Below are 22,164 nucleotides of genomic sequence, written 5' to 3'. Positions count from 1 at the left end.
CGCCAACGGCGGGTGAGTATCCATGCCAGCGCCACCCGGTCGCCGATCGATCGACACGTCGAAACGCCCGTTCGTGCTGATCTGGGAGGTAACCCAGGCCTGCGCACTCGCGTGCACCCACTGCCGGGCCGACGCCCAACCGGAGCGCCACCCCGACGAGTTATCGACCGCCGACGGGAAGCGACTGCTCGAGGACGCGAGCGACTTCGGAGACGGTCAGCTCGTGGTGCTATCTGGTGGCGACCCGCTGGTCCGTGACGACGTCCCGGAACTGATCGAGTACGGCACCGACCTCGGCCTGCGGATGACGATCACGCCGAGCGGAACCCGGTCGGTCACGAGAGACCGCATCGACGCGCTCTCCGAGGCGGGGCTCCGACGGATGGCGCTCAGTCTCGACGGCGCGGCCCCCGAGAGCCACGACGCTTTCCGGGGCGAAGCCGGAAGCTTCGAAGAAACGATTCGGGCGATGAAGGACGCCCGCGCGGCCGGCGTTCCCGTCCAGATCAACACCACCGTCTGCCGGCAGACGGTCGACGAACTCCCAGCGATCAGGGACCTGCTCGCCAACCTCGGCGTCGTCATGTGGAGCGTCTTCTTCCTCGTCCCCGTCGGACGCGGGCGAATCCTCGAGCCAATCTCCCCCGAAGAGGCCGACGCAGTCATGTCGTGGCTTGGCGAGGTCAGCGACAGCGAACCGTTCGGGGTCAAGACCACCGAGGCGCCACAGTACCGACGCATCCGTCTGCAAGAGCGACGGGAATCGGACGACAGAACGGTCGACGCTGACGGCCTCCGACGCCGAAGCGGAATCGTCGCCGGCGACGGCTTCGCGTTCGTCAGCCACGTCGGCGAGGTCTTCCCGTCCGGCTTCCTCCCGGCCTCTGCGGGCAACGTCCGCGAGGAACCGATTACTGCCATCTATCGCGACTCGGCGCTGTTTCGATCCCTCCGTGATCGCGGCCGAATTCGCGGAAAGTGCGGGACCTGTGAGTTCCGAACGGTCTGCGGCGGGAGTCGCTCTCGAGCCTACGCCTACACCGGCGATCCACTCGAGAGCGACCCGCTGTGTCCGTACGTTCCCGCGGATTACGACGGCCCGCTGCCGTGGAACGACCCGACGAGTGCACCCTCGCCACCCTCGAGGCCGACTGACGCCGATTGAGCGGGTCCGGCGATCGAACGGGGAGGGAGGAATAAGGAGGGTCCAAGAGACGGGGAGGTAGAGGGACTCGAGGAACGGGAATCACCGAACGTGTTCGTACTGAAGTCCTTCGACCCGCAGTACGACGGGTACCTATGAACACTTTGAACGAGACGATTCGCGTCGAGATCGACGTCCGGACGCCGTCGACCTGTCCGGTCGCTGCGGCCTCCGAGACGACTGGTTCCCCCGTCGAGACCGTGACGCGGGCATCCGGACGAAACATGGGACCGCACGTCGACGAGGAGTTCACCATCGCGAGCGACGCTGCGGTCGACCTCGAGACGTACGATGCAGTCGAAGACGCCGACCGAATATTCGACCTCGATTCGCACGCAGTTTATCGATTCACTCGCTCGGCAGCGTCGCCGTGCGTCTGTGACCGTATCGAGGAACTCGGCTGGCCGGTTTCGGATATCAGTGCGGAGAACGGGTCGCTGCTGGTCACCTGCTACGTCGACGATCAGACTGGGTTCTCGGAACTCATGTCGGACCTCCAGGACCGATTCGGGGACGTCCGCGTTCGACGACTGCTCCGTTCGGGGGGCGACGGTGACGGCGACGGACCGCTCGTCCTGGAAGTCGACTCCCTGACCGCCCGACAACGGGAAGTGCTCGAGACGGCTCACGAGATGGGGTACTTCGAGTATCCGCGGACGTCGAACGCGGGGGACGTCGCCAATGCGCTTGGAATCACGCGCTCGACGTTCGGCGAACACCTCGCGGCGGCCCAGCGAAAAGTTCTGCAGACGTTAGGCTGAGTCCTCGCCCGAATCTGCATTCTCGAGCGCCTGCCAGGAGAGCCGCGGGTTTCTCGCCGCGCTCGTCTGATCGATCCGGCCCACGGCGGTTCGGTTGGGCGCAGCCTCGAGTTCGTCGTCGCTCGAGGCCGACGCCTGCTGGAACGCCTCGGCGAGGGTGTCGAGCGTTTCTTTGCTCTCGACTTCGGTCGGTTCGGTCATCAGCGCCTGCGGGACGATCTCGGGCCACTTCGTCGTCGGCGGGTGGACGCCGAAGTCGAGCATTCGTCTGGCGACGTCGGCCGCGTCCTGGTCGCCCGCGCTGGCGACGAACTCGTGGTGGAACGGGCCGTAGGGAACGTCGTAGTCGATCTGACTGGCGAGGTAGTTCGCGTTGAGGACGGCCTTCGCGCTCGCATCGAGCAGTCCCTCGTCGCCGAGTCGGGCGATGTAGGCGAACGCCTTGACCAGGACGAGCCAGTTGCCCTGAAAGCCGTGGACGTGGCCGATCGAGTGGTCGGGGGCGAACAGTTCGTACTCGGTCTCGCCCTCTTCCTCACCCTCGACGTTACGCTCGCGAACCCGAGGCTCGGGCAGGAACGGCGCCAGCTCGTCGACGACGCCGACCGGCCCGGCACCTGGGCCGCCGCCACCGTGGGGCGTCGCGAACGTCTTGTGGACGTTGTAGTGCATCACGTCGAATCCCATGTCTCCCGGACGGGCTCGACCGAGGAGGGCGTTGAGGTTCGCGCCGTCGTAATACAGCAGACCGCCGACGTCGTGGACCATCTCGGCGATTTCGGTTATGTTGCGCTCGAATAACCCGAGGGTGTTCGGGTTCGTCAGCATGAGCGCCGCCGTCCGCTCGGAGAGGGCGGCCTCGAGGGCCTCGAGGTCGACGCGGCCGCCGTCGTCGCTCGGGAGGGTGACGACGTCGTACCCGCCCAGTGCCGCCGTCGCGAAGTTCGTCCCGTGGGCGCTCTCAGGGACGATCACCTCGTCTCGCTGGTCGTCCCCGTTGTGCTCGTGGTAGGCGCTGGCGACTCGAATGCCGACGAACTCGCCCGCGGCGCCGGCCGGCGGCTGGAGCGTCACGGCGTCCATCCCGCCGATTCGCGCGAGGTAGTCCTGAAGTCGGTAGCACAACTCGAGCGTGCCCTGGATCGACCCCGCAGAACGGTCGGGGTGGACCGCTGCAGTGTCGAGGGCGGCGACGTCCTCCGTGAACTTCGGGTTGTACTTCATCGTACACGACCCCAGCGGGTACGGCCCGCTGTCGATCCCGTAGATCATCTGGGAGAGACGCGTGTAGTGACGCGCGAGTTCCGGTTCGGAGAGTTCGGGCAACTCGAGGGAATCGCGGGTCAGACCGTCTGGCAGCGGCGAGTCGTCGCTGACGTCGACGCGAGTGCTGTCTTTCTCCGAGAGGAGCGGTTCGTAGTGGCCGTTGCTGACGTATCGGGCCTGGTCGTACCGTCGGCTCCGTCTCTCCCCCTGCTCGAGCTCTCGTTTCCGTCCCTGACCGCTCATCGAAGCACCTCCGCGAACGCCTCGACGAACGCCTCGATCTGTTCGTCCGAGACGCCCGCGACGCAGACCTGCAGTTCGTGTTCGTCGACGACGTGAACCGCGAACCCGCGCTCCTCGAGGTCGTCCGCGATCGCTCGAGCAGGCTGGTCCACGTGGACGACGAATTCGCGGAGGTGGTGGCGGTCATGAACGGGCGCTCTGGCCCCGACGAGGTCGTCGATTCGTTCGGCGAGCTCCTCGGCTCGCGTTACGTCGCGTTTTGCGAGGTCGACCAGTCCAGAGGGACCGAGCGAGGCGGCGTGCATCGCGGTCCGGAGCGCGACCCAAGCCTGGTTCGTACAGATGTTGCTCGTCGCTCGCTCACGACGGATGTGCTGCTCGCGGGTCTGGAGGGTGAGCGTGAACGCTCGCCGGTCGGTCGCGTCCTCGCTCACGCCGACCAGGCGACCGGGCACCTGCCGGAGGTAGCTCTCCCGGGTCGCGAACAGTCCCAGGCCCATGCCATAACTCGTCGGCAGCCCGAGGACGCTCGCGTCGCCGACGACGACGTCAGCGCCCACGTCCGCTGGCCGCTGGAGCAGTGAGAGCGCGACGGGATCCGAACCCAGCACGTACAGCGCGTCGTGCTCGTGGGCGAGGTCGCCGATCTCCGCGAGGTGTTCCTCGATCGTGCCGCGAACAGTGGGGTTCTCGACGTAGCACAGGACGACGTCGTCGTCGATGGTATCCGTGAGAGCCTCGACGTCCACGGTGCTGTCGTCGGTCGGGTACGTCTCGACCTCGAGGTCCGTGCCGGCGACGTAGTTCTCGAGGGTGCTCCGGCGTCCCTCGAGCAGGAGGTCCGGAACGAGCACGCGACGGCCCGAGGTGTCTCGAACGCGGTCGGCGAGCGTCGCCGCCTCCCCCAGAGCCGTCGCCGCGTCGTACATCGAACAGTTCGCAATCGTGAGTCCGGTGAGTTCGACCAGCAGGGACTGATACTCGAACAGCGCCTGCAGGAAGCCCTGGGAGACCTCGGGTTGATACTGGGTGTAGGACGTCAGAAACTCCGATCGGTCCGCGAGGTGATCGACTAGCGACGGCACGTAGTAGCCGTAGTGGCCCCGTCCCAGCAACTCGACCAGGTCGTCATTTCGCTCGAGCGTCTGGCGGACCAGCTGGCGCGCCTCGCGTTCGGTTCGCGCGTCAATCTCGAACTCGTCGTCAAACCATACCGCCGACGGAATGTCGAACAGGTCGTCGACGGAGTCGGCGCCTACCGCCTCGAGCATCGCCGCCGTGTCGTCGTCCGTGTGAGGAGCGTACGGACTCCCCGTGGTGCGTGTTCCGTTCATGGTAGCGCAGGTGTGTCTCCGGTGATTGAAAAGTCGGTCGTCCCCACTGCTTGCCGGCCGCAGGGTTCGGTCCCAGACACGTTACGTGCGGGTTCGGAGCACGGGGTTATCAACGCATCTCTTTCCCGCCGTCCGCTCGAGTTTCGCGCCGAGTCACTCGACGTACCGATACTTCCGCTCGCCCATCCGGCCCCAGCCGTCGAACGCGAACTCGCCTTCCGGGGTCGTCAGCGGTTCGATGTCGACGTCCATCTCGTGGTTGTGCGCGTCGTGGATCTCCTCGTAATCGTCCCAGTCGATGTCGTAGCGCGACTCGAGTTGCTCGTCGACGTTCAGCGCTTCGATCTCCTCGAGCCAGTTTTCCTTGACGGTCTCGGTGTGGATTTCGGCCTGGGCGCCGCTGCCGTAGGAACCGACCAGGAGCTGCTCGCCGACCATGTCGCGGTCGTTCTCCGCGGCGTGTTTCAGCGCGCTCGCGCGGGCGACGTGGACCGAGCCGGTGTACCAGTTGCCGACGTCTCGAGCGATCGTCAGAGTGGGGTCGATCGTCTCGGCGTACCACTCCTGGTAGCGCTCGGTGCGCTTCAGCCCGTCCATGTACTCCCGGATCGCGTCGGTGAACGCCTCCTCGTCCTCGAAGGCCTCCTCGCGGGGCTGGCGACCGATCTCCTCGGCCAGTTCCTCCTCGATTTCGGTGTCGCGGGTGATGTGGCGGTACGCCAGCAGGGCGGCCTTCCGGACCATGCCCGGGAACGGCGTGTGGAACGGCGCGTACTGGAAGTCGCCGACCGTAATCTCGCCGGCCTCGCGCTGGTAGTCGATCAGTGCCTCGCGCATGCGGGCGAGGTAGACCTGGACCGAACGCTTGCCGTCGACGCTCGGGAACTGCTGGTTGGGTTTGAGGAAGTCGGTCTCATCGGCCGACCCGAATCCCTGTTCGGCCGAGAGCTCGACCAGGTTGGGGTCCTCGCTGATGAGCATGGCGACCGCGCCCGCACCCTGGGTCGCCTCGCCAGCGTCGCCGCGGGCGTACAGGGCGGTGTCGGTGGCGATGACGATGGCCGAGCGGCCGCGGTGTCGATCCGCACGGATCCAGTTGTACGCGTCGTCGAGGCTCTGGGTGCCGGCGATGCAGGCGAACTTCCGCTCGCCCTTGTTCGCGTGATGGAAGTCGCCCTCGAACACCTGCTCGAGGCAGCCTGCGACGTACGTCGAAACCGGCTTGGAGTTGTCGAATGCGCTCTCGGTAGCGACGTCGATCCGGCCGATGTCGTCGGGCTCGAGGCCTTTGCGGTCCATGAGGCGGTAGGCGGCGTTGGCGCCCATAGTGACGATGTCCTCGTAGCTGTCGGGGAACGAGGAGGCGTTGAGTCCCAGCCCTTTGGTGTACTTTTCGGGGTCCTCGCCCTTCTGTGGGGCGAAGGTGCCGGGCAAGTCGAGTTTGAGGTTGCCCGTCCAAATTTCGACGGCGTCGATACCGACGGATGTCATAGGAGAACGCTACAGGTGAGGATACATGATATTGTCGTTCGTGGTTTCGACGATTGACGTTGTTGACTCGTTCCACTTGGATGTCTTATAGTTCCTCTATAGAACCCCCATAGATGTTGAGTTTCCAACGCCAATTCGAGGTACTAACCACGATAACGGTGAGGAGTTTACTCACACAGCGAGAACGGTCCATCACCAGCGCCTTCTTCGATTCTATATGTGCAGGCCTCACTGGTCTGAAGTATTTTCGATTCAACCGTAACCGGTCGTGGCTCCCGTTTCCCACCAGAAGACGAACCATCCATAACATCTACGGAAATGGATCCAGACGTGGTGACGGACTCATACTCGCTCCCGACGGGGTTCCCATCTTCATCGAGAATCTCGAACTCAACCCGAGTCTCTCCCGTGAGTTGATAATCGAAACGAATTTGTTTAACACCGTTCTGATCGTTCTCCCTTGTTACCTCTGCATCAACGGATTCGAAACGTGGCGGTTCAATTGTAACAGGTCTACTTACACTTTTATCTTCGCTCGAGACCGTGGCCGTATACTCACCGGCATCGCCCGTTTGTGTGTCCCATTCGAAACTGACTGTCTGCGGTTCTCCACCCTCGAGTTCCACGTCCGAGACGGCTTGCGTATACGTTTCGCCACCAATACCCAGCACAATATCCTGGGTATCTGTATTTTCGCCCGTGTTCTCAACTGTCGCATTGAGGCTCAGGGTATCGCCCTCGGTGACCGGGTCGTTTGTGTTCGTAATCTCGACCGAGAAGAACGGCTCATCTGCGCCGATTACCTTGGTCGTGTCGCTGTCGAGTTCGTTCGATCTGGTATCGGTTTCGTAGAGCGTCGCCGTCAGTACGTCACCTCGAGAAAACTCGAGCCCAGTGACGGTGACGATATCCTCGCCCACCGTGTCGAAAGTGACTTCGTGCGATTCGTTCTCAACGACGAGGTAACCGCCCGTCGTGGAATCGAGATTGTCGAAGTCGGAGGTGGTGACCTCGAACTCGTCGTCGTCTTCTCGGATCTCGTCCTGGATATCGACGGTTCCGCGTACCCCACCAGCGTTCGACGAATCAGAGACGAACACCTCTTGAGTCACGTTTTCAGGTTGCTCTCCGTCCAGTTCTGGTGGGGCTTCGTCGACCGTGAAGCTAGCGCCTAGCGTAATCGTCTCTCCTCCGTCGTCCTCGTTAGCCTTGTACGAAACCGTCACCTGGCCGTCCGGTCCGGTCGATTTGTTCTCCGGAGAAATAGCGTTCGAACCGTCGTCGGTGGCGTTCACCCGCACGTTTGAAACCGGGTTGTTGTACCGATCCCGGACTTCGACGGTCATCCGCGTCGTTTCACCAGTGCGAACGTCCCGGGGCTCGTTGACGACCGTAAGATAGGCGGGACCGTCCGCCTTCGATTCGGCGCCACTCCCGAGACCGACTTTCGCGACCTGCAATTGGTAATCGTCATCCTTGAGCGTGATCGTCACAGTTCCGGGGCCTCCGTCGACGGAGACGACTCGAGGTTCGTCCTCGAGTAACCGTTCCCACTTCTCGACGCTCAGCGTTGTCGGTATCTCGAGGGTTACGTTCCCGTCTGACTCGATCGCAACCGAGTTCTCGGAGGCACTCACCGTCTCGAAGTCGACCGCGACTGTCCCGGACCGACTCGAAGAATAGTTCCCGGCAAGCGTCACCAGTCGAATCGTGTTCCCGTCGATCAGTCGCTGCCCCGTCAGCGTAGCTTGATTCCCGTCCTGAACGTTGTACAGAACCGAATTACCGTAGACGACCGTTGGCGCATTTTGGTGTTCGTTATAATTCGGTTGAAAAACGAGACCCCCCGTCTCGAACGCCAGTTCCGTCGTATTCCAGTAATCTCGTGCGTCCTCGTCCCCGACCGTCACGTTCTCGAGCCGTATCGACTCGTTCGCCTCCACCAGTTTCAACGACCCCGACGAGGGGGGCGGATTCACCGTAAAACTCCGCGGCGGATACGTCGTCCCGAGCGAAACCGAGTACGAACCGACGCGACGGTCGGGCGCGTTGACGAGGCCGTTTCGTACGTCCAGTAACTGTCCCTGCACGGCCTGCTGATGCTCGTACTCCACTGCCCGATTCTCGTCGGGAACTACGTTCACCTGGTACAGCGCGAGCGCCGACACCAGAATGCCGAGCATGAGGACCGCTCCGATCACCGTGGACACGGCACGCTCCTCACCTCGGCCTATCATACGCAGTGATAGTCCCGATGACGTATACGCTTATTGGCCCCACTAAACCGCAGCGTGAGCCCCGAAAAGCAGTCTATTCGCCGCTCGTCTCGTCGATTACTCGTCTTCCTCGACAACTTCCGGATCGCTCATCGCACTCTGGAGGCTGTCCAGGCCGTTGACCCACTCCGTCACGAGGCCGTACTCGAGTTGCTCCGCAATCGTCATGTCGAGTTCCTCGCCGTCGATGATGAGCGTCCCCGCCTGGGCCGCGTACCCGAGCGCGGCGTCCAGATCCTCCTCGGCTTCGGCGTCCGCGGCCGCGCCGATGTAGTCGTTGACGCTCGCCTCCTCGGCCGGGCCGCTGGCGACGTACTCCTCGGCGGCGATGAAGACGCAGACCAGGCTCGTCTGGACGCCGTCGACCAGCATCCGGGTCTCCTCGTCGTCGATGTCGACCTCCGAGAGGACGATCTCGCGGACGTCGGCGATCTCCTCGAGGGCCTGCTCCTGCTCGAGTTCGCCGTCGTCGTACGCCGCAACGATTTTGGCGATGGCGATGGCCGTGTCGTCCTGGAGGTTCAGGAGGAGGCGGGCGGAGGATTCGTCCTCCGGATCGATCTCTTCGTCGTCGATGCGGTCGATCCAGTTCTGCCAGCGTTCGGCCGAATAGAACTCGGTCGGGGAATTGCTCATACTCTCACCTACACCGGCCGCTTGAAATGCCTTTCTCTACTCTTCGCTTTCTCGACCAGCGGCGAAATCCGTCGGCGATCAGTCCTCGAGCGTCGCTTCGGACTCCCCGAGCGTCGCTTCCGTGTCGATTCCGTACACCAGTTGCGGCGTCTCGACGTGGGCGTTCCTGACCGCGTCCTCGTGGCCTTCCTCGAGGAGCCAGCTGACCCGTCGCGGGACCGTCTTCGGACCGAGGACGGCTCCTGGTCGATCGGGGTCGTCGACGAAGTCGGTCTCCATGAGGAACGGATCGCCGGCCTCCGCAGCGGTCTCGAGGCGATCCTTCTCGCTCATCACGCTGGGGGTGACGCCCACGAGGCGGCCACTGGCGTAATGTTTGACGACCCGGTGTGCCGGCAAGCCGGCGTCCTCGGCCCACTCGGCGACCGTCGTCAGGTCCTCAGTGGCTTCGGTGTGGAGCTGGACGGCACACTCGAGGTCGGCGCCGAGTTCGAACGCGTGGCGCATAACGTTGTTCGACGCAGCCCAGACCTCGTCGTCCACGTCGTAGTGTGGGCGTCCCGATTTCAGCCCCCGCGCGTCGCCCGCGTCGACGTACTCGGCGGCGACCTCGAGGCCGGCCCGCATGATGGATTCGGCATCGTCGGGGGTCTTTCCGCGTTCGTCGACCAATCGCGAGACCAGCCCCGGATGGACGCCCAGGATGGGCCAGGCGCGGCCCTCGAGTCGGCTACTCGCTTCGGAAACGATCTCGAGGGTTCGCTCGAAGACCGGTCGGAAGTCCTCGCCTGCGTTGGCTTCGACGCCGAGGTGCCAGGAGGGTTTGTTGACGACTAAAAGGTGTGTCCCGCCCATGCGTGCGAAGTCGTCGACTGCCTCGAGACCGCGGCCGTGATCCGGGTCGAGGTGGAGGTGATCGTCGAGGATTGGCGTCTCGTGATCGTTCATGAATCGACCTTGGGTGAGCGGTGGCGGAAAAGGCATCGGCTTCGAGGCGACCCACTCGACGATCGAAACAATGGCTCGTGAACGTCTCGCCGCTCGAACCGATGGGTCTTGTCGCCTCGAGTCAGTCCTCGAGCGTCAGCGCCGTGTCGGCGGCGTTCTGGAGGGCGTCCGACCGTCCGTACGAACCGGGTGCGATGGCGACTGTCTCCACGCCTCTCGCGCCGGCGTACTCGAGAACGGGTTTGAAGTCCGTGTCGCGCGAGGCGATGGCGAGGACGTCGATTCGGTCCTCGACGACGCTGGCCGTGGCGTCGACGGCGAGTTTGACGTCTACGTCGCCGCTGGTGATGACCACCTCGAAGCCTCGAGCTTCGGCCGCCTGAATCAGCCCTGGCGTGGCGTGTTCGTCTAGATAGAGCCGACGAATCGCGGTTCGCCCCTGGTCGGAGACGGCGGTTCGAAGGTCGTCGAGGTCGACGTCGAACTCCTCGCGGAAAACGTTCGGTCCGTCGACGAAGAGGCCGACTCCCGATGGTTTCGATTGGTCGGCTGACACCCACTCGCGCACGGACTCGAACATACTCACGGTCACGGTAGCCAGTGCGGTACAATAGGTGTAGCGAAGAAACTCGAGATGCGGAGCTATTCCTCGTTACAGTACTAGCGTCACCGCCACCCGCCAGTCGAAAATTGGTGTGTCCAGCCAACTATCGTACCCTGGTAATAGATTATTTTAATAAACTTATACTTCGTTGTTTTCCCCTCTCGAGGTATATTTCAAGCACGATTTGATCAATATTCGTGCCATTATTTACTTTCCCAACCCCGAACTCTCAAATCAATTGATCTACTGACAGTAAATTCCGCTGGGTTTCACAACTATTTAATTATAGATTGCGGTACGCATAGCCACACCATGCCAGAACATGGCAGTCCAGGTTACGATCGCCGTTCCGTACTGAAAGCAGCCGGCGCCCTCGGTGCATTCATGGGTCTTGGTGGGATCACCGCCGCTACCCCCGGACGTACCCCCGGCCCGAAGGAGAACGAAATTCTCGTCGGAAAATCGAACACGGTGGGACTGGCCACTGCGCGAGCCAAAGTCGAAGCGAACACACCCGACCACGCCGCCGTCGTTCACGAGAACGAGACGCTCGGCTACATGGCGCTCGAGGTCGACGAGGATCGAGTCGGCACGATGGACTCGATCATCGACCAGCTCGAGCGACGACCGGAAGTGGAGTACGCGGAGCGAAACGCGACGTACTACACCCAGCTCGAGCCGAACGACCCGAACTACGGCCAGCAGTACGCTCCCCAGCAGGTTCGCGCCGACCAGGCGTGGGATACGACGCTGGGCTCGATGGACGTGACGGTCGCGGTCGTCGACCAGGGCGTCGATTACAGCCACCCCGATCTCGCCGACCGGTTCGAGGGCAACGAAGGGTACGACTTCGTCGACGATGACGAGGATCCCGCTCCAGTAAACAACGACGAAAACCATGGAACCCACGTCGCCGGAATCGCTGCGGCGACGACGGATAACGGAACGGGGATCGCCGGCATGTCGAACTCCCGAATCCTCTCCGGTCGCGCACTCGGCGCGGATGGCGGTGGGTCGCTTTCAGACATCGCGGATGCTATCCAGTGGGCTGCCGACCAGGGCGCGGATATCATCAACCTGTCCCTCGGTGGCGGCGGCTCGAACAGCACGATGCGCAACGCCATCGACTACGCCTACGACAACGGCTCACTCCCCATCGCCGCTGCGGGTAACGACTACGGGAGTTCGGTTTCCTACCCCGCCGCGTATGAAAACTGCATGGCGGTGTCGGCGGTCGACGAGAACGAAGACCTCGCGGACTTCTCGAACGTGGGACCAGAGATCAACGTCGCCGCCCCCGGCGCCAACGTCCTCTCGACCGTTCCCGGGGATTCCTACGAGGAACTCTCCGGGACGTCGATGGCCTGTCCAGCCGCGGCAGGCGTCGCCGCCCTCGGAAAGGCCGCGTATCCCGACGATACGGTGGCCGACCTCTGGGGGCGCCTCGAGGACTCGGCCGTCGACATCGGTCTCTCGTCGGACGAGCAGGGCGCCGGTCGCGTCGACGCCCTGAACATCGTCGAGGGCGGGACCGATGATCCGGACGACCCCGACGACCCCGATGATCCAGGCGATGGCGAGTGCGGTGACGTCGTCGAGACGGCCTCGGCCGAGGACTACCTCTACAGCGGATCCAGTCACTCCTACACGTACTCGCTCCAGACGGCGAACCCGTGTAGCGCGACAGTGACCCTCTCCGGCCCGTCCGACGCCGACTTCGACCTCTACCTGACCCTCGACGGACGCACACCGTCGACCTGGGACTACGACGAGCGCTCGATCAGCGCCGACAGCAACGAGAAGATCACCGTATCGCTCTCCGGTGACGAGGAACTCGGCCTCCTCGTCGACTCCTACAGCGGCAGCGGGTACTACACCCTCTCCATCGAAGAACTCGGCAAGTAACGCCAGCCAATCACCCTCGCCATCACGGCAGGCACCCACCCGTACACCCACTTTTTTGAGAGGACTGGGCCCTCGAGCACTGGCTGAATGTAAAAACATTACTTACCCGCGGGTGACGTGACGAGTATGTCGCTGCAGATGCCGCCGTTGCGTGGGGTCCACGACGAGCGGGGAGCGAAAGTCACCGAATTTGGCGGCTGGGAGATGCCAGTCGAGTTCGACTCGATCCAGGAGGAACACCGGGTGGTCCGCGAATCCGTCGGCAAGTTCGACGTCTCTCACATGGGCGAGATCGAGGTCAGCGGCCCAGACGCCCGGGCGTTGATGCAACGACTCACGTCGAACGACGTGACCGCCCTCGACGTCGGTGACTCCCAGTACGCGACGATCACCGACGAGGACGGCGTGATCATCGACGACACAGTGGTCTACCGACTCCCGGACGAGGGTGACGACCACGTCTTCCTGTTCATTCCGAACGCCGGCAACGACGAGGCCATGACCGAGCGCTGGCGAACCCACCGCGACGAGTGGGGACTCGAGGCGTCCATCGAGAACCAGACGCACGAGTACGCGATGTTCGCGATCCAGGGGCCGGACGCCCGCGAACTGGTGTTCGACGTCGTCGCCGACCCCGACCGGGTGAGCGACCTCAGTCGGTTCGAGGCGACGTACACGACGGTCGAGGGGACGGAGTCCGAGTCCAAGTGCTGGGTCGCCCGCACCGGTTACACCGGCGAGGACGGCCTCGAGGTCATCGCCCCATGGGACGACGCGGAATCCGTCTGGTCGGCCTTCGACTGTCAGCCCTGCGGTCTGGGCGCGAGGGATACCCTCCGCCTCGAGGCCGGGTTCGTCCTGGCCGGGCAGGACTTCGACCGCGAGACGAACCCGCGCACTCCCTACGAGTGTAGCATCGGTTTCACGGTCAAACTCGACACCGAATTCGTCGGCCGGGACGCCCTCGAGCGCGCGAAAGAAGAGGGCGTCGAGGAGAAACTCGTCGGCTTCCGACTCGTCGACCGCGGGATCGCTCGCCACGGCTACGACATCACGACCACCGACGGCGAAGTCATCGGGACGGTTACGAGCGGGACGATGAGTCCGACGCTCGAGGCGGCCATCGGCCTGGGCTACGTGCCCGTCGAGTACGCCGATGCCGGGACGAAGATCCGCGTCGACGTCCGCGGCCGGCCCAAAAAGGCAAAGATTGAAACGCCTCCCTTCGTCGATACAGTATAATGAGCTTCGATATCCCAGACGACCGACGGTACCAGGAATCACACGAGTGGGCACTCGAGACAGATGACGGCGTCAGAATCGGTATCACCGACTTCGCGCAGGACGAACTCGGCGACGTGGTATTCGTGGAACTGCCCGACGAGGGTGAGGACGTCACGGCGGGAGAGAGCTTCGGCGTCGTCGAGTCGATCAAGGCAGTCTCCGATCTGTACGCGCCGGTCAGCGGCACGGTCACGGCCGTCAACGAGGATTTGTTCGACGCTCCTGAACTCGTCAACGAAGACCCCTTCGACGAGGGCTGGATGCTCGCGGTCGACCCCGATGACGAGAGCGAACTCGAGGACCTGCTCACTGCCGAGGAGTACGAAGAACAGGTCGCCTGAGCGCTCGACGTTCACCCTGCAGCAGTTGCGCTCAACAGAAGCGCTCAGCGTTAACCCTTCAGCGGAAGCGTTCAACAGAAACGCTCAACGTTCATCCTTCGGCAGTAGCATTCAGCAGGCCACACCTCACTCGAGTCCGGCCAGCCGCTCCAGCAACTCCTCGAGCGGCAGCGTCGACGTCGACAGCGCGTAACCATCGATTCGCGCCAGGTCGGCGGCGTGCTCCCAGAGGTCGTCGGGCTCGAGTCCGTGGAGGACCACGGCATTGGGGGTCGGGTTGACGACGCGAAGGGCGACCAGCGGCGACTCGCCGCGCGTGACGCCGGTGAACACCAGCGCCCGGTTGGTGCTCTGCCCGTAGAGGCGAAAGAACTCCTCACTCGAGAGGCGGGTGATCGCCTCGATGCTGTTGATGACTGTGTGACCGCTGATCCGGTCGGAGTGACCCGGGGCGATTTCGGTCGCCTCGATCGTCTCGTAGAGGTGTGCGAGCGGATACGTCGTCGCGTACTCGCGCAGGTCGTAGATGACGTCGCTGTCGAAGCCCGCCGAGAGCACGCGGCCGTACTGTCGAATTCGATCGCCGCCGCGGCGTTCGTCGATCTCGAGGAGTCCCTCGACGAGTCGGCGGACGACCCCAATTCCGGGACTCTCTCGACGGCCGCTCTCGTAGTCCGAGATCACCGACGAGGAGACGTCGAGTTCGCTCGCGAGATCGGTCTGGGAGACGTCGAAGTCCGTTCGCCACTTTCGAAGCGTTGCGCCCGGGTCGTTGCTCAGCGTGATCTCTCCTGCGATCTTCTCCGCCAGTTCCCGCTTTGGCCCGCGTCCACGTCCACGTCCACGTCCGCCCATACCTCTGGCTCTCACGGGCGTGGCAAGTAGCTACCGGCATTCGACCGACGAGGCGAACACTCAAGGTCCGAGGCTCTGAGATGGGGGCATGCCGTCGACCGTCGTACACGTCGGGCTGGCGGGCCTGGTCGGGGTCGCCCTCCTCGCCGATCGCTTCGACACGCGAGCGATCCTGTTCGTCATGGCCGTGACCGCCCTCCTCGACCTCGATACGCTGCTCGGCATCGTCGTTCCCGGAACCCACCGCGCTGCCTTCCACAACCTCTGGATCGTCCTCCTTCCCGCACTCGTCCTGTACTGGGACTGGCGACGCGAGAAATCGGTCGTCCGCTCGCGGTGGGGCGCCTACGGCTACCGGATCGGCTGGGTAACCCTGATTGCGGTCCTGTTCGCGCACGTCCTGCTCGACGCGTTCTACAACGGCGTCAACCTCTTCTGGCCCGTCCACGACCGGTTCTTCGACCTCTCGGGCAAACTCCTGGTCACCGACCAGCGCGGGTTCGTCCAGACGTTCGTCGAACTCGAGTCCAGTGAAACCGGAACCACGGTCTCGGAGTCGACCGCCCGCGGCACGACGGCTGACACGCACTACTCGACGGGCTTCGACCCGACGCGCGGATCGGACCCAGAACCCGAAGACGTCGAGCGGATCTTCCCGATCGCGAGTTCCGGCGAACTGTTCGTCGTGACGCTCGTCGGGTACCTGACCGTCGGGTATCGAGTGCTCGAGTCGCGCCGAAAGCGCAATTGAGCCGTCAGTCCCGGATCCGGACGAACCCATCCTCGAAGACCACGCGATTCGGGATGACGTGTTCTCTCGAGTCGGACTCGATCTTCGTCACGAAGAGGTCGACCTCCTGGACAATCCCCGTGTGGTCGCCGATCTCGACGCGATCGCCGATCCCGTAGGGCTGGTTGAGCAGCAGGTAGATGCCGACCGCACTCGAGACGAGGAAGTCCTTGAACGCGAACGCGCCGATCAGGACGAGGCCGGTGGTGTAGACGGTCAGGAGGATCAACAGTGGCAGGACCGCCACGTTGACCTGGGCGAGCGCGATGAGAAAGGCGACGAAGAGGACGGAGTACTTGACGACTCTGGGGATGATCGAGACCTCGGGGAGTTTGACCCCCCGAAGGTACTCGCTGACGGCCAGTTCGGCCTTGTCTGCCACGACGAACCCGACGAGGACGACGAGGACCGCGACGAACACCTGCGGAACGAACGTCCATATGGTCTGCCAGAACGCCTCCGTCGGCAGGAGCTGGGCGATGTGAATCGCCGTCAACAGCGCGATGCCGTAGATGAACCAGGAACTGAGTCGAGCGACGATCTTGACCGTCGAGGTACCGAGCGACTGGGCGGTTCGCTCGAACGGCGTTCCCTCGACCGCCTCCGGAACCTCTGCCGCCCGCAGAAGTTCTTCGTTTAGTCGACCGACGACGTATCCGACGACGAGACCGAGGACCAGCACGGCCATCGCTATCACGACGGGTTCGTCGACGAGCGTCTGTATCTCCATGTCAGTACTCCTCCGGGTCGACCTCCAGAATAATCTCGCCGGCTTTGAACGCGCGCACCATCCCGTCGCTCTCGGAGAGGACCATCGCGATCGCGTTCGTATCTCGCGTGATCGCCCCGCCGGCCATGTGCCGGGCGCCTAGCCCCTTCGGGATGTCCACGCCCTCCGCCGAGGGCTCGAGGTAGCGGTAGGCCGAGACGAGTTTCCCCGAGTCCGAGATGACGAACGCGCCGTCGAGTCGCGAGAACTCCTTGAGCATGACGTTCACGATCGGATCGCCGACGTGGACGTGAGACTTCTCGAAGGGGTTGTACGAGAGTGGCCGGGACTTGTTCATCACTTTGCCGGCGTCGCCGACGATGAACAGCGCGCCGACGGGTTTGCCCTTCTGGCCCTTCTTCCCGAGTTCGACCGCCAGTTCGAGGACGGCCTTGATGACGTCGGGGTCGGCCCGCGATTTCGCGAAGAGGTTGTAGATACCCGACTGGTTGTCGATGTTCGCCCGGACTCGCGAGACGGTGTCGATGCCGTCGCCGAAGACGCTCGTCGCGCAGGCCAGTTCGTCGCCGTCCTCGATGATACCCTGTTCCAGGCCGCCTTCGAGTCCGAACCGGATCCGCTCGGAGACGTCCTGGAACTCGAGGGGCAGTTCGACGAATGTCTCGGCGCTGACGGTGTTTTCGGTCCCGACGACGATCACCTCCAGGTCGTCGACGGCCGCCAGGCGGTCGTAGTACGACCCGCTGGGGGCAAAGAGTGCGACTGCATCGACGTCCGAAAAGAGATCCCCGAATACGTCGCCTAGTTCGACCATTGTCTCTTACAAGCAGTTCGCGGCCGAATAAACGTTTTGGGCCGTCTGACGTGCGTCCGCCGATTATTCGGCTTCGGGTGGCAGCTAATACAACGCCGTAACGAAGAATCGCCCGGAACCGCCCGAGTGGACGGCGATTCGGGCCAAAGAGTTATGCGGGCGCTGGGTCAAGTGGTCACAATCGCATGGTTGGTCGGCTGGAAACGGGTATCGACGTGCTGGATCGGAAGTTAGACGGCGGACTGCCCCCGGGTTGTGTCGTCGCCTACACCGCGAGTCCCGCCAGCCAGTCGGAACTGCTCCTGTACGAACTGACGGCCGCTCGCGGCACCCTGTACCTGACGACCGAGCGAACCGACGACACCGTCCGCCACGCCATCGAATCCTCGATGAGCCGCGTCGGCAGCCCCACCGTTCGCCGAGTCACCGATTCCGACCCCCTCGAGGAAGCGACCCGCCTCATCAGCGCCCTGCCCGACGGTGCCAACCTCATCATCGACACGATGGACGTCCTGGAGCGCGCCGACGGCGAGGACTACCTCGAGTTTCTCAACGAGCTCAAGTCACACATGCTTGAGACGGGCTCGATCGCCGTCCTCCACTGTCTCAAGCGACCCAACCCGCCCGACAATCGGCCGACCACCGAACACGTCGCCGACGCGGTCTTCGACCTGCGGACCTCCCTCGAGGGGACGGAAATCGAGAACCACCTGGCGATTCCGAAGTTCCGGGGTGGCGGTGCCTCTCCCGAAATCATCAAGCTCCAGCTCTCCGAACGGGTCGAGATTGACACGAGTCGGGACATCGCGTGACGATGGATGCTGTTACGGACGGTTCAGGTCTCGAAAGCGGGCCGCTCGAGTCTCTGTAGTCGGCTGCTCGAGCCTCGACAGCGTGCGATTCAGCTCTCGGTAACGGGCTACTCGAGTCTCGGTAACGGGCTACTCGAGTCTCGGTAACGGGCTACTCGAGACCGACCTCGGTGAACTCGAATCGCGCGCCGCCGTCTCAACTCTCGGCGAGCGCCCAGTCCCAGTCGTAGATCGCGGCTAACTGGGTGACGAGCGTCAGGCCAAGCCCGGTCCCGCGCGAGCTCGTCGTAAACCCTGGCTCGACGACCTGGCTGTGCGTCTCCGGCGGGATGCCGGGGCCGTCGTCCTCGACGAAGAAACCGTCCTCGAGGTCGCCGACGCGAACGGTCACGTCCTCGCGAGCGTGCTCCAGACTGTTCTGAAAGAGGTTCGCCAGCAGGTGATGCAGGTGCATCGCGTCACCGTGGATCGATCGATCGGTGTCGAGGACGAGCGTGGCCGTCGCCGTTTTCTCGGTGGCTTCCCACGCCTGCTCGGCCACGGCCGCGAGGTCGACCCGCTCCTCGTCGACGTGGATGGGCGATTCACCGACGATAACGAGGAGGATGTCGATCATCTCCTCGATGCGCTCGTGGGCGAGTGACGCCTGTCTGGCGGCGTCCTCGTCCTGCGGGCGCGACTGCTCGTGGTAGCCTTTGGCAATCGTCAGCGGGTTCCGCAGTTCGTGGGCAAGCATGCCCGCGAAGCTCTCCAGTCGATTGTTCTGGTAGGCGAGTTCCTGGCTCCGTTGCTCGGCCTCCCGTGCCCGCGTCCGCGCCTGAGCGTCGTAGACGCCCATTCCGAAACCGGCGAGGGCGCTCAACGCAGTGAGGATCAACACATTCGGGACGACGCTCGCCAGGTCACTGACGAGACTCGAGAGGGCGAAGATGGTTGCCATGACCCCGACCGCGCCGAGACACCAGCCGGCGATCCGGCCGTAGAGCGCCGCGTGAACCGCCGAACGTGGCAGTCGATAGCCGCCGTAGAGCAGAACCAGCCCTGGTCCGGCCGTCAGGACGACGACGATCAGGAGGGCGCCCCGTGGTAACTCCTCGCTCCCGGGAAAAATGGCGGGCAGGACGGACGACGCAACGTATGCGGCGCCGATTGTCATCACGACGTGGCGCCCGTCGGCTACCGAACGTGTTCGGGGGACGTGCCACATTGTCGTCTACAAAAAAGTGGACGACTATCATAGTATCGGCCGACCAGTACGTCTCCTCGGGCCGATACATGCGTCTCCTCGAGAAATCGCGAGCCACAGCCATCGCTGCTGTGGACGCGAAAGAATCGAAAAACTGGGTTTACTCGTCGTCGGCTTCGGCTTCGAGTTCCTCGACGATCTCGTCGGCGTCGACGTCAGCGTCCTCGAGCGCGGCCTCAAGGTCGGCTTCGCCACCGCCGCCCATGCCACCCATCATGCCACCCATACCGCCCATCATGCCGCCCATGCCCTCGATGACTTCCTGGACGATGACGCGGTCGACGCCGACCTTGTCCATGACGTCCTGGGCGATCTGTTGCTTCTGGAACATCCACTGCTGGTTCATCGCCATTTGGGGCGTGGACTCGACGTAGAGGGTCTCCTTCTCGACGACTTCAGTCTCGAACTCGGGTTCGGTGTCTTCGTCTTCCTCGTCGCCTTCGTCAGGCTCGACGGGAACCTCCTCTTCGACCTCGTCGGTTTCGATCCAGAGGTCGGGCTCGGTCTCGAGGTACATTCCGAAGAGGCCGGCGGCCTGCTCCTCGCGGTCGTCGACTTCCTCGACGACCTCGTACTCGTACTCGACGTCCTCGCCGGCGAGGGGGTGGTTGAAGTCGACGCGGGCGCGCCCGCCGACGATGGTGCTGATGTAGCCGTGGCGGCCGTCGACGTGGACGTGCGCGCCGGGGTAGCGGTCGTCCTCGTCGATCTTGTCCGCGCTGATCGTCTCGAGGGCGTCGTTGTCGTACTCGCCGAAGGCTTCCTCGGCGGGGATGGTGACCTCGCCCTCCTCGCCGGCCTCGCTGCCGATGATGGCGTCCTCGACGGCGTCGAAGATGTGGCCCTCTCCGAGGACAATCGTTCGCGGGGCGAACTCTCGGTCCTGGGCGTCGACGCCCTCCTCTTCGGCAACCTCGGCGTCGGTCGTGTCGACGAGCTGGTCGCCCTCGACGGTGCGGGCGGTGTAGGCAATCTTCACGAAGTCGCCGGGCTGGAACCCGCTCTCGGTCTCGGCCTCGGCCTCGCTCTCCTCGGCTTCGGTGTCTTCAGCTTCCGTTTCGACGTCATCGGCCGATGTCTCGGCCTCCTCTTCCTCGGTCATACGTGGTACCATCAGCCGTCCGCATTTAAGACCGACGTTTTCGTTCGAGCGTTCGGTTTCCGCTCGTTTCTCTCTCTTCCCCACTCGAGCACCGAGTTCGTGACCGAGAGCGAGAGTCAGCCGCGGAACGACACGTTCCTATGGCTCCCGTCCCTCGAGCGACGTATGTACGAAGTCGAACTCAAGGTCGAGGTTCCCGCGACCCTCGAGGCGGTCCGGGCACGTCTCGAGTCCCTCGGCGCGACGCGCGAGGCGACGGTCGTCCAGGCGGACACCTACTACGACGCCCCCCACCGGTCGTTCGCCGAGTCCGACGAAGCACTGCGCATTCGGCGAGAAGCGGTGGACGACTCGGACGCCGACGCTGACGCCGGCACCGCCATCGCCCTGAACGACGTCGACCACGAGGCTCGAGTGACCTACAAGGGGCCGCTGCTAGAGGACGACTCGAAGACCCGCGCCGAACACGAGACGGCCGTCGGCGACGGCGAGACCATGGACGCCGCGCTCACGAAACTCGGCTTCGAGCCCGTCGCGACGGTCGAAAAACGCCGTGAGCGCTACTCGCTCGAGGGGTACACCGTCACGCTCGACGCGGTCGAGGGGGCCGGTGAGTTCGTCGAGGTGGAGGCCGACGCCGAGACCGAAGTCGAGATCGAGGAAGTCCGCGAGGGAGCGGCAACCATCCTCGAGCGCCTCGACCTCGATCCCGCGACGCAACTTCGGACGTCGTATCTGGAGCTCGTGCTGGAGGGTTGAGCGGGGTGGAAGAGCGGAGAACGGATTGCGAAAAGGCGGTTCAGCGGGTGGTGCGGGACGGGTTGTGAAACAGGCGATTCAGTCGGCCGTCGCAGCCTCGGCGTGACTGATGTCCGTTCCGAGCAGGTCGAGGAACTCCGCGAGCCACTCGGCGTGGTCGGGCCAGGCCTGGCCAGTGACGAGGTTGCCGTCGCGAACGACGCCGTCGACCCACGAACAGCCAGCGGCCTCACACTCCGCGCGGACTGCCGGGTACGACGTCATCTCGTAGCCCTCGAGGACGTCCGCCGCGGCGAGAATCTGCGGACCGTGACACAGCGTCGCCACGGGTTTGTCTTCCTCGAAGAAGTGCTGGACGGCGTCGATGACCTCGTCGTAGGTCCGGAGGTACTCCGGCGCACGACCGCCGGGGACGCACAGCGCGTCGTAGTCGGCGGGGTCGATCTCGTCCATCGTCGCGTTCAACTCGAAGTCGTGGCCGCGCTCCTCGAGGTACGTCTGATCCCCGCGAAAGTCGTGAATCGCCGTCTTGACCGTCTCGCCCGCTTCCTTGTCCGGACACACGGCGTCGACGTCGTGGCCGACCATCTGCAACGCCTGGAACGGGACCATTATCTCGAGGTCTTCGCCGAAGTCGCCGACGATCATGAGGATGTCTTTGCCCATCGGGATCACCGGGCACAAGTACGCCCTCGAGTGGTATAAGTTCACAGCTCTCAGGGGACACACAAGCGGAGCACACGCGCAAGGACTCGAACGAGGC

The 22,164-nt window shown here is 63.8% G+C and carries 21 protein-coding genes; 8 read left to right on the top strand and 13 right to left on the bottom strand.

Translation table 11 applies throughout. From position 1 onward, the window contains the following. Window positions 1–22 precede the first annotated feature (22 nt). Window positions 23–1,165, top strand: coding sequence for a TIGR04053 family radical SAM/SPASM domain-containing protein (locus ACFQS4_RS10550; RefSeq protein ID WP_497901472.1), 1,143 nt, complete (start codon window positions 23–25; stop codon window positions 1,163–1,165). A gap of 134 nt (window positions 1,166–1,299) precedes the next feature. Next, on the top strand, window positions 1,300–1,965 hold the full coding sequence (locus ACFQS4_RS10545; RefSeq protein WP_497901471.1) for a helix-turn-helix domain-containing protein: 666 nt from the start codon (window positions 1,300–1,302) through the stop codon (window positions 1,963–1,965). Here the strand turns inward: ACFQS4_RS10545 and gcvPB are convergent. The 7 genes from gcvPB to ACFQS4_RS10510 all read right to left on the bottom strand — a co-directional run bounded on the left by gcvPB (window position 1,957) and on the right by ACFQS4_RS10510 (window position 10,739). Then, window positions 1,957–3,474: an aminomethyl-transferring glycine dehydrogenase subunit GcvPB gene (gene gcvPB / locus ACFQS4_RS10540; RefSeq protein WP_497901470.1), complete on the bottom strand. Its 1,518-nt coding sequence runs from the start codon at window positions 3,472–3,474 to the stop codon at window positions 1,957–1,959. The two genes, ACFQS4_RS10545 and gcvPB, sit on opposite strands and share 9 nt — an antisense overlap. Then, window positions 3,471–4,808, bottom strand: coding sequence for an aminomethyl-transferring glycine dehydrogenase subunit GcvPA (gene gcvPA / locus ACFQS4_RS10535; protein WP_497901469.1), 1,338 nt, complete (start codon window positions 4,806–4,808; stop codon window positions 3,471–3,473). The genes gcvPB and gcvPA overlap by 4 nt, the downstream gene beginning before the upstream one ends. A 153-nt stretch (window positions 4,809–4,961) precedes the next feature. Beyond that, window positions 4,962–6,299, bottom strand: a complete 1,338-nt coding sequence (hmgB, locus tag ACFQS4_RS10530) for a hydroxymethylglutaryl-CoA synthase (protein WP_497901468.1) — start codon at window positions 6,297–6,299, stop codon at window positions 4,962–4,964. Between the two features lie 167 nt (window positions 6,300–6,466). Further along, on the bottom strand, window positions 6,467–7,645 hold the full coding sequence (locus ACFQS4_RS10525) for a CARDB domain-containing protein (RefSeq protein WP_500193188.1): 1,179 nt from the start codon (window positions 7,643–7,645) through the stop codon (window positions 6,467–6,469). Between the two features lie 987 nt (window positions 7,646–8,632). Continuing rightward, window positions 8,633–9,211 carry a DUF2150 family protein gene (locus ACFQS4_RS10520; protein WP_312907704.1) on the bottom strand — a complete coding sequence of 193 codons (579 nt, stop codon included), beginning with the start codon at window positions 9,209–9,211 and terminating at the stop codon, window positions 8,633–8,635. Window positions 9,212–9,289: 78 nt separating this feature from the next. Continuing rightward, a complete protein-coding gene (locus ACFQS4_RS10515) occupies window positions 9,290–10,159 on the bottom strand; it encodes a TatD family hydrolase (RefSeq protein ID WP_497901466.1) in 870 nt (289 codons plus the stop codon). Between the two features lie 121 nt (window positions 10,160–10,280). Then, window positions 10,281–10,739 carry an NYN domain-containing protein gene (locus ACFQS4_RS10510; RefSeq protein WP_497901465.1) on the bottom strand — a complete coding sequence of 153 codons (459 nt, stop codon included), beginning with the start codon at window positions 10,737–10,739 and terminating at the stop codon, window positions 10,281–10,283. Window positions 10,740–11,075: 336 nt separating this feature from the next. Here ACFQS4_RS10510 and ACFQS4_RS10505 point away from each other — a divergent pair, with 336 nt between their 5' ends. The 3 genes from ACFQS4_RS10505 to gcvH all read left to right on the top strand — a co-directional run bounded on the left by ACFQS4_RS10505 (window position 11,076) and on the right by gcvH (window position 14,293). Then, the gene (locus ACFQS4_RS10505; protein WP_497901464.1) at window positions 11,076–12,668 is read left to right on the top strand and encodes a S8 family serine peptidase; all 1,593 of its coding nucleotides are present in this window, start codon (window positions 11,076–11,078) and stop codon (window positions 12,666–12,668) included. A gap of 126 nt (window positions 12,669–12,794) precedes the next feature. Beyond that, the gene (gene gcvT / locus ACFQS4_RS10500) at window positions 12,795–13,910 is read left to right on the top strand and encodes a glycine cleavage system aminomethyltransferase GcvT (protein WP_497901463.1); all 1,116 of its coding nucleotides are present in this window, start codon (window positions 12,795–12,797) and stop codon (window positions 13,908–13,910) included. Continuing rightward, entirely contained in the window at window positions 13,910–14,293 is a 384-nt protein-coding gene (gene gcvH / locus ACFQS4_RS10495; protein WP_497901462.1) for a glycine cleavage system protein GcvH, read from the top strand. Before gcvT ends, gcvH begins: the two co-directional genes overlap by 1 nt. 126 nt (window positions 14,294–14,419) lie before the next feature. On the opposite strand, the gene ACFQS4_RS10490 is transcribed toward gcvH, so the two are convergent. Then, complete coding sequence (locus tag ACFQS4_RS10490) at window positions 14,420–15,148, bottom strand: helix-turn-helix domain-containing protein (RefSeq protein ID WP_497901461.1); 729 nt, start codon at window positions 15,146–15,148, stop codon at window positions 14,420–14,422. Window positions 15,149–15,236: 88 nt separating this feature from the next. On the opposite strand from ACFQS4_RS10490, the gene ACFQS4_RS10485 reads away from it, so the two are divergent. Next, window positions 15,237–15,899 carry a metal-dependent hydrolase gene (locus ACFQS4_RS10485; protein ID WP_497901460.1) on the top strand — a complete coding sequence of 221 codons (663 nt, stop codon included), beginning with the start codon at window positions 15,237–15,239 and terminating at the stop codon, window positions 15,897–15,899. A gap of 4 nt (window positions 15,900–15,903) precedes the next feature. Here ACFQS4_RS10485 and ACFQS4_RS10480 read toward each other — a convergent pair whose 3' ends face one another. Together ACFQS4_RS10480 and dacZ are read right to left on the bottom strand one after the other, a co-directional pair. Next, complete coding sequence (locus ACFQS4_RS10480; RefSeq protein ID WP_497901459.1) at window positions 15,904–16,668, bottom strand: mechanosensitive ion channel family protein; 765 nt, start codon at window positions 16,666–16,668, stop codon at window positions 15,904–15,906. 1 nt (window position 16,669) lies between these two features. Further along, window positions 16,670–17,482 (bottom strand): diadenylate cyclase DacZ, encoded by an 813-nt coding sequence (gene dacZ, locus ACFQS4_RS10475; protein WP_497901458.1) that lies wholly within the window; start codon window positions 17,480–17,482, stop codon window positions 16,670–16,672. 185 nt (window positions 17,483–17,667) lie between these two features. On the opposite strand from dacZ, the gene ACFQS4_RS10470 reads away from it, so the two are divergent. Continuing rightward, window positions 17,668–18,294, top strand: coding sequence for an RAD55 family ATPase (locus ACFQS4_RS10470; protein WP_497901457.1), 627 nt, complete (start codon window positions 17,668–17,670; stop codon window positions 18,292–18,294). A 196-nt stretch (window positions 18,295–18,490) separates the two neighbouring features. Here the strand turns inward: ACFQS4_RS10470 and ACFQS4_RS10465 are convergent, their stop codons facing one another. Together ACFQS4_RS10465 and ACFQS4_RS10460 are read right to left on the bottom strand one after the other, a co-directional pair. Then, the gene (locus tag ACFQS4_RS10465; RefSeq protein WP_497901455.1) at window positions 18,491–19,450 is read right to left on the bottom strand and encodes a sensor histidine kinase; all 960 of its coding nucleotides are present in this window, start codon (window positions 19,448–19,450) and stop codon (window positions 18,491–18,493) included. Between the two features lie 190 nt (window positions 19,451–19,640). After that, a complete protein-coding gene (locus tag ACFQS4_RS10460; protein ID WP_497901454.1) occupies window positions 19,641–20,642 on the bottom strand; it encodes an FKBP-type peptidyl-prolyl cis-trans isomerase in 1,002 nt (333 codons plus the stop codon). A gap of 165 nt (window positions 20,643–20,807) precedes the next feature. Here ACFQS4_RS10460 and cyaB point away from each other — a divergent pair, with 165 nt between their 5' ends. Further along, window positions 20,808–21,401: a class IV adenylate cyclase gene (cyaB, locus tag ACFQS4_RS10455; RefSeq protein ID WP_497901453.1), complete on the top strand. Its 594-nt coding sequence runs from the start codon at window positions 20,808–20,810 to the stop codon at window positions 21,399–21,401. Window positions 21,402–21,479: 78 nt separating this feature from the next. Here cyaB and ACFQS4_RS10450 read toward each other — a convergent pair whose 3' ends face one another. Next, window positions 21,480–22,067, bottom strand: coding sequence for a DJ-1/PfpI family protein (locus ACFQS4_RS10450; protein WP_497901452.1), 588 nt, complete (start codon window positions 22,065–22,067; stop codon window positions 21,480–21,482). Window positions 22,068–22,164 lie beyond the last annotated feature (97 nt).

Source organism: Saliphagus sp. GCM10025317 (assembly GCF_042663665.1).
Classification (GTDB): domain Archaea; phylum Halobacteriota; class Halobacteria; order Halobacteriales; family Natrialbaceae; genus Natronosalvus.
This window is presented reverse-complemented; position numbering and strand designations above follow the sequence as displayed.